This window comes from Planococcus sp. A6 (assembly GCF_028823615.1).
Taxonomy (GTDB): Bacteria; Bacillota; Bacilli; order Bacillales_A; family Planococcaceae; genus Planococcus.
On the sequence record NZ_JAPEHT010000153.1, the window covers coordinates 1 to 6,833 of the forward strand.

5 protein-coding genes are annotated in these 6,833 nt (G+C 52.2%); 2 read left to right on the forward strand and 3 right to left on the reverse strand.

The window, feature by feature from the left end; translation table 11 throughout:
• Positions 1-477: 477 nt before the first annotated feature.
• Genes argF through ON064_RS16220 form a run of 3 tightly spaced genes read right to left on the reverse strand, consistent with a single transcriptional unit; the run spans position 478 to position 5,553 of the window.
• Positions 478-1,428, reverse strand: a complete 951-nt coding sequence (argF, locus tag ON064_RS16210) for an ornithine carbamoyltransferase (RefSeq protein WP_274625580.1) — start codon at positions 1,426-1,428, stop codon at positions 478-480.
• Positions 1,425-4,523 carry a carbamoyl-phosphate synthase (glutamine-hydrolyzing) large subunit gene (locus tag ON064_RS16215; RefSeq protein ID WP_274625581.1) on the reverse strand — a complete coding sequence of 1,033 codons (3,099 nt, stop codon included), beginning with the start codon at positions 4,521-4,523 and terminating at the stop codon, positions 1,425-1,427. Before ON064_RS16215 ends, argF begins: the two co-directional genes overlap by 4 nt.
• The gene (locus tag ON064_RS16220; RefSeq protein ID WP_274625582.1) at positions 4,516-5,553 is read right to left on the reverse strand and encodes a carbamoyl phosphate synthase small subunit; all 1,038 of its coding nucleotides are present in this window, start codon (positions 5,551-5,553) and stop codon (positions 4,516-4,518) included. Before ON064_RS16220 ends, ON064_RS16215 begins: the two co-directional genes overlap by 8 nt.
• A 242-nt stretch (positions 5,554-5,795) precedes the next feature.
• On the opposite strand from ON064_RS16220, the gene ON064_RS16225 reads away from it, so the two are divergent.
• Both ON064_RS16225 and ON064_RS16230 read left to right on the forward strand, forming a co-directional pair.
• Positions 5,796-6,212: an FtsB family cell division protein gene (locus tag ON064_RS16225; protein ID WP_232787134.1), complete on the forward strand. Its 417-nt coding sequence runs from the start codon at positions 5,796-5,798 to the stop codon at positions 6,210-6,212.
• Between the two features lie 114 nt (positions 6,213-6,326).
• The gene (locus ON064_RS16230) at positions 6,327-6,746 is read left to right on the forward strand and encodes a S1 domain-containing RNA-binding protein (RefSeq protein WP_058382215.1); all 420 of its coding nucleotides are present in this window, start codon (positions 6,327-6,329) and stop codon (positions 6,744-6,746) included.
• The last annotated feature ends 87 nt before the right edge of the window (positions 6,747-6,833 follow it).

Here is a 6,833-nt window from a genome sequence, read left to right on the forward strand (position 1 = left end):
TGCGGCAAGCCGCATCGGTTTCGCCAGTCCCGCGTGATCCCCCAGGCGTCGGCCCCTTCCACTCCATCTCTAAGTTCAGAAGGGGATTTAATTGAGTCATCTGCTCAAATCGATAAGTGAAATAATTACAGATTTATTTTAAACGGTTCGTTCACTAGATTGTGTTCAGCACATGCATTACCAATTAAGCGACGTACCCAAAAGCGACGAACCATCCAGAACCGAATCCATCCGACTCACTCGATTCAACGAAATGTCCAAGCCCCTCGCGCTTAAGGGTGAAGCGAAGCCAAGAGACAGGTGTTCTTCCTGGCTCATGGCGGGAGCTCAACCCCAAGCGAGGCGGCGGCTACCAAGGTGATGATAAACCACAGCTTCCTCCTCCACACATGAAAACACCACTCCGCTAAAAATTCGACAGCCCCAAACAAGAGCCTCGCCAGTTGCAGGCAAGGCTCTTCATTCGTATCAATAAGTTCAATCGCCCATCAAAGTCACGAGCACCGCTTTTTGGGCATGCAGGCGGTTTTCGGCTTCCTGGAAAATGACCGAATGGGGGCCTTCCAAAATATCGGTCGTCACTTCTTCCTCGCGGTGCGCCGGGAGGCAGTGCATAAAGATGTAATCCGCTTTCGCGTGCTGAACCAGTTCCGCGTTCACTTGGAATCCTTCAAAATCATTCAAACGTTTAATGGCTTCGGCTTCCTGACCCATGCTCGCCCAGACATCCGTATAAATGGCATCGCTGTTTTTCACGGCTTCGACGGGATCATGGGTCACCGTCACCATAGAGCCGGTGTCTTTCGCGATGGCTTTCGCAAGTTCGACCATTTCCGCCTGCGGCTCATAGCCTTTCGGGGCGGCGATCGCGATGTCGAGCCCGACTTTTGCGGCACCGATCATCAAGGAATTGGCCATATTATTGCCATCCCCGATATACGCCAGCTTGCGGCCTTTCAACTCGCCGAAATGTTCGATGAGCGTCATGAGATCGGCCAGCACTTGACACGGGTGGTAATCGTCGGTCAAGCCGTTGATGACGGGAATCGAGCTGAATTCAGCCAGCTCTTCCACAGCGGACTGATGGAATGTGCGGATCATCAAGCCGTCCAAATAACCCGACAGCACACGGGCCGTATCGGCAATCGTTTCACCGCGGCCAAGCTGGGTATCCTGGGAACTCAAGAACATCGCGTGGCCACCGAGCTGCAGCATGCCCGCTTCAAACGAAACGCGCGTGCGGGTCGACGATTTCTCGAAGATCATGCCGAGCACTTTTCCTTTCAAGAGCGGCAAATGTTTATTTTCCGGTTTCTTCAATTCAATCGCTAAATTAAGCAAATCAAGAATTTCCTCGGTACTATAGTCTTTCAATGAGAGAAAATCTTCCTGGGCAATAGTTGGGGCAAGCGGCATGATCATCGTCATTGGGCAAGCACTCCTTTCAAGCGTTCAGATTGTATTTTTTGGCTAACGGCGTAAGCATCGGCTGTTTCCGGGCGTGACCAGGCATGGAGGCGGTGGATGGCCGCTTGCGCCATGCGGCCAGCGTCAGGTGTTTCGGAAAAGTCGATATAGGCGGCAGCGTCTTTCGATAATAACCACTCGTCAAAAGAAAGTTGGTCTTCGGTGACGATCGTGAAGCCTTGTGCGCGCCAAGAATTGAGTTGCTCATAATCGGCGCTGTCCTGGGCGGCGAATAGCGTTGAGCCTGTTGCAAGTTTCGCCAGCTGGACGGAAGCGCCGGTCAATGCTTTTTCGAGCGCGTCTTCAAACAGCTTGGCTGTGCCAATCACTTCGCCGGTCGACATCATCTCGGGCGACAGGACAGGGGACAGGCCAGGCAATTTAATATGGGAGAACACCGGCGCTTTGACGGTGAAGTCCGGTTGTCCGTTATACATGTCTTCAATGCCGAGCTCATCGTACGGCACACCGAGCAATAAAGCGGTAGCGTGCTGAACGAGCGGCACATCCGTCACTTTCGAGCTGATCGGTGCTGTGCGCGACGCCCGCGGATTGATTTCCATGACGAACAATTGATCTTCTTCGTAGACGAATTGAATATTGAATAGCCCTGTGTAGTCAAGCTGTCTCGCAATATGCTTTGCGGTATCGATCAGCTTTTGCTGCTGGTCTTCGGTGAGCGTTACGGGCGGCGTGCTCGCGATACTGTCGCCGGAATGGACACCGGTTCCTTCGAGATGCTCGAAGATCGCCGACACCCAGACGTTGTTGCCGTCCGTTAAAATATCGGCTTCCGCTTCTTTGCCGGTGACGAAATGGTCGACCAATACCGGAAACGCCTTGTCCGCGCCCGCGAGCCAAGCATCAAGCTCCGCTTGGTCGTGAAGCACGATCATGCCGCGTCCACCGATGACGTAAGAAGGGCGAAGCAAGACCGGGAAGCCGAGCTTTTCCGCTGCGGGCAGCACTTCTTCCGGCGCATTCGCCGTCGTCCCTGGGATGGTCGGCAAACCGATAGACTCGAGAAACGCATAAAAGCGGTCGCGGTCTTCCATTTGGTCCAGCAAATCGACCGATGAGCCGAGCACGGTAATGCCCGCTTCTTCAAGTGATTTCGCCAAATTAAGCGAAGTCTGGCCGCCGAATTGGAGGATGACTTGGTGGATGCCCTCAAATTCCAGGACGTTCAAGACATCTTCCGCCGTGATCGGTTCGAAATAAAGCGCATCGGCCACTTCGTAATCGGTGCTGACGGTTTCAGGGTTGTTGTTGATCATGACCGCTTCATAGCCAAGTTTCTGTGCGGCCATAACGCTGTGCACGCAGCAATAATCGAATTCGATGCCTTGCCCGATGCGGATTGGGCCGGATCCGACGACCGCGACTTTTTTCGCATCATTCGAGCGGTCGACGTCTGCGGCATTGTCCCATGTGGAATAGAAATAATTTGTATTCGAACGGAACTCAGCGGCGCATGTATCGATCATCCGGTAGGCTGGCGCAATTTTATAGCTTCTGCGCTGTCCCCAAATTTCAGCTGCCGGCACATTCCAAATATCGGCCATTTGCTGGTCGCTGAAGCCGAGCTTTTTCGCCTGCAATAAGCGATCAGCAGTCACGGAGTTCCAGCTGATCGATTTGAGGTCTTGCCACTCTGTAACAATATTCGATAAAACGTATAAGAAATAAGGCGTGATGCCAGTGATGGCATGCAGATCGTCAGTGGTTTTCCCGCGGATGAGCAATTCGAACAGCACGAACAAACGGCGGTCGTCCGGCTTCATTGCGAGTTCCAATAAATCGCCTGTCGGCAATGAGGAGATGGCGGGAAGGCGGAACCCGTCTATCGGAAGTTCAAGCGAGCGCAGCGCTTTTTGCATAGCGGCTTCCATGCGGCGTTCGATCGCCATCACTTCGCCGGTCGCCTTCATTTGCGTGCCAAGCGTGCGGTCCGCTAAAGGAAATTGGTCGAACGGCCAGCGCGGGATTTTCAAGGCGACGTAATCGAGTGCCGGCTCGAAGCTGGCGTAGGTCGTGCCGGTCACCGGGTTCTTCAATTCATCGAGCGTATAGCCGATTGCGAGCTTGGCGGCGATCTTCGCGATTGGATAGCCGGTCGCTTTGGAAGCGAGCGCGGATGAGCGGCTGACGCGCGGGTTGACTTCAATCAAAAAATAATCGGAGGTTTCCGGATGGAGGGCGAACTGCACATTGCAGGCGCCGATGATGCCGAGCGCTTCGATGATGTTGATGCAAGACGTGCGCAACATGTGAAAATCGGGATCGTTCAAAGTTTGGCTCGGGGCGACGACGATCGAATCGCCGGTATGGACACCGACCGGATCTAAGTTCTCCATATTGCAGACCGTGATGCATGTGCCCGCTGCATCGCGCATCACTTCATATTCGATTTCCTTATAGCCGGCGATGCTCGTCTCGACGAGGCATTGCTTGATCGGGCTCGCCGACAAGCCTTGCGTGACCAGCTTGATATAAGCTGCTTCGTCGCTTGCGATGCCGCCGCCGAAACCGCCGAGCGTATAGGCGGGGCGGACGATAACGGGATAGCCCGTGCGCTGTGCAAAAGCGAGCGCCCCGTCGAGTGAATAGATGATGTCGGAATCTGGCACCGGTTCACCGAGTTGCTTCATCAAGGAGCGGAACTGGTCGCGGTCTTCGGCTTTTTTGATGGCGGTCATATCGGTGCCGAGCAATTCGACGCCGTATTGTTCCAAGATGCCGGCATCCGCCAGCGCCATTGCCAAATTCAAGCCGGTCTGGCCGCCGACAGTCGCAAGCAGGCCGTCCGGACGTTCTTTCTCGATGATGTTCGTAGCGGATTCGAGTGTCATTGGTTCGAAATACACTTTGTCCGAGACGCTTTCATCGGTCATGATCGACGCCGGGTTGTTATTGATGAGCACCACTTCGATGCCTTCTTCTTTTAGAGCCAAGCATGCTTGGGTACCGGAATAGTCGAACTCTGCGGCTTGCCCGATGACGATGGCGCCGGAACCGATGACGAGCACTTTTTCAATAGAGTCTAATTTAGGCATGCATTTTCACCTTCTTCATTTCATTTGCAGTTTCTAGGAACTGGTGGAACAAAGCGAGATGATCCGCTGGGCCGGGAGCTGCTTCCGGATGGAATTGAACCGTCGTAATCGGCAATTGCGGATGGATCAAGCCTTCGATGCTGCCGTCGTTGTCATTCAAGCTCTCCGCTTCGACGACATAGCTATGATTTTGGGAGCTCATGCTGACGCGTCCGGTCTTATTGTTTTTAACGGGATGATTGGCGCCGCGATGGCCGTAAGCGAGCTTCGCTGTTTTTGCGCCGAAAGCAGCAGCCAGCACCTGGTGGCCGAGGCAAATGCCGAACGACGGGTAGCGTTCTGCCCAGTCGCGGTAGACCGGCAAGCGGCTGTTCAATGCTTGCGGGTCCCCCGGGCCGTTCGAGAACAATAGCCCGTCAACGCCGAGAGCTTCAGGAAGGTCGGCTGCCCCGTTATAAGGGATGATGCTGACCGTGCAGCCGAGAGCGAGCAATTCTTTTAAAATAGAAGCTTTGTAATGGAAATCGACCAGGCCGATATGCAAAGGGCCTTCGCCGAGCTGCTTCGTCTCTGCCGCTTCGCTGGCCGGGAAAAAGTCGGTCTTAATCATTTGCCACGGCTGTTCAGTCGTGTTCTCGTGAAGCAGCTGCGCCGGCATGGTGCCCGTTTCACGGACATGTTGGATGACTGAGCGTGTATCGATGCCGCTCAGGAGCGGAACGCCTTGCGCTTCGGCGAATTGTGCCAGCGAAATTGCCTGTTTGGGTAACGGGCCCGCATACAGCTCGGCAACGATGATGCCCGAGGCTTGGATTTTTTCAGATTGTGCATAAAGTGATTCGATGCCGTATTGGCCGATCAATGGATAGGAAAAAACGATGACCTGCCCTTTATAGGAAGGGTCGGTAATGACTTCCTCATAGCCTGTCATGCCAGTGAAAAAGACGACCTCTCCCTGTACCGCCGCTTGTGTGCCGTGCCACGATCCCGTAAATGATGCGCCATTCGCCAAAATCAATTTTCCTGTCATGCTCCACACTCCTTTTGTGAATATATATGCAGTTTAAGTAATTTTTATAATAAATGATGTGTCCTGTATTATAATGTTGCATAAAAATTAAGTCAACAGTATTTTTATTAATTGTCAGGGGAATTGGTTAAATTCCGGTAAAATGCAGGAAAAAAGGAGAAAGGGCTTACAGAAAATCTTTTTAAATGGAATGTTTTTCATGTATAATAATCACAAAATCAGTAGGGAAGGGGCGTCCATAAGTGAAGAGAGAGAAAATGCATGAAAATCAGGGAGTGACCCCGCTGCAAAATGAATACACGCGGGCTGCAGAAATTGAAGACGCACGAAAAAAGCGGCATAAAGTAGTATTGTACAGACGCTTGGCGGTATTCGGCTTAGTGGTGCTGTTGACAAGTATTTGGCTAGGCTCAACCATTTATGCACAATCCCAGACCATCGCAGGCAAAGAACAGCTCCAGCAGGAAAAGCTGGCCGAGCTTGAGGAAGTCCAGAAGCAGCAGGCTAAGCTCGAAGAACAGATCCGTTTGCTGAACGACGACGATTATGTATCGAAGCTGGCGCGTAAAGATTATTTCCTGTCGGATGAGGGCGAGATTATTTTCACCTTGCCGAATGATGGCGAGAAACCACAAGAAGATGGTGAAGAAAAAGAGTAGTCGGTTGACACTCTTCCTTTCATCGCTATAATTAAAGGTGGGATCAGTCCCGCAAACTGTCAATTTGGCCCGAATTTGGAGTCATCTTAAATTTTAAGGAGGAGCATTTTTTTTATGTCGATTGAAGTAGGCAGCAAGTTAGAAGGAAAAGTCACGGGTATTACAAACTTTGGAGCGTTCGTACAGCTTCCAACCGGTGCAACAGGCCTCGTGCATATTAGTGAAGTCGCCGACAACTATGTGAAAGATATTAACGATCACTTGAAAGTTGGCGAAATGGTAGAAGTGAAAGTGATGAATGTAGAAGCAGACGGGAAAATCGGTTTGTCGATCCGCAAAGCGAAGCCTCAGCCAGAAGGCGGCACAAGCCGTCCAAGCCGTCCGCGTCCGAACAATCGTTCTTTTGACCGCGCCCCTAAGGAAACCTTCGAAACGAAGATGGCAAAATTCCTGAAAGACAGCGAAGACAACCTGTCGACGCTAAAGCGTGCCACAGAATCCAAGCGTGGCGGTCGTGGAGCGAAAAGAGGCTAACTTGCTAGCTGTTTTAATAGCATAGAGAAAATGCTTCAACTTAGTTGAACTGTGAAGATGGAACGCTTCTCCTTTCGGGGAGGGCGT

Excerpts from the sequence above, each read along its gene's own strand:
- ON064_RS16215 (WP_274625581.1), bottom strand. The coding sequence starts at position 4,523 with ATGCCTAAATTAGACTCTATTGAAAAAGTGCTCGTCATCGGTTCCGGC.
- ON064_RS16230 (WP_058382215.1), top strand. The coding sequence starts at position 6,327 with ATGTCGATTGAAGTAGGCAGCAAGTTAGAAGGAAAAGTCACGGGTATT.
- argF (WP_274625580.1), bottom strand. The coding sequence starts at position 1,428 with ATGACGATGATCATGCCGCTTGCCCCAACTATTGCCCAGGAAGATTTT.
- ON064_RS16220 (WP_274625582.1), bottom strand. The coding sequence starts at position 5,553 with ATGACAGGAAAATTGATTTTGGCGAATGGCGCATCATTTACGGGATCG.